Annotated in this window: 1 protein-coding gene; it reads right to left on the reverse strand. The window is 72.6% G+C overall.

The annotated features are described in order from the left end of the window. A partial coding sequence (locus NHN26_RS17420) for a methyl-accepting chemotaxis protein (RefSeq protein WP_253090553.1) occupies window positions 1-310 on the reverse strand: 310 nt, incomplete at both ends.

The raw sequence follows: 310 nt of genomic DNA on the forward strand, positions 1-310 counted from the left end.
GCCCGCGCCGCCTCGACGCCCGCGTTCAGCGCCAGAAGGTTGGTCTGGAAGGCGATGTCGTCGATCACCCCGATGATCTGGCTGATCTCGTCGGACGAGCGCTTGATCTCGGACATCGCGCCGACCGCATCGGTCACCACCCGGCCCGAGGCCTCGGCATCGCCGCGCGCCGCGCGCACAACGCCCTCGACCTCGGCCGCGCTGTCGGCCGCCGAGCGCACGCTCGAGGTCAGCTCGTCCAGCGCCGCCGCCGTCTCCTCCAGCGTCGCCGCCTGGTTCTCGGTCCGGTGCGACAGATCCTCCGACGCCC

The organism is Rhodovulum tesquicola, from assembly GCF_024128855.1.
GTDB lineage: Bacteria > Pseudomonadota > Alphaproteobacteria > Rhodobacterales > Rhodobacteraceae > Rhodovulum > Rhodovulum tesquicola.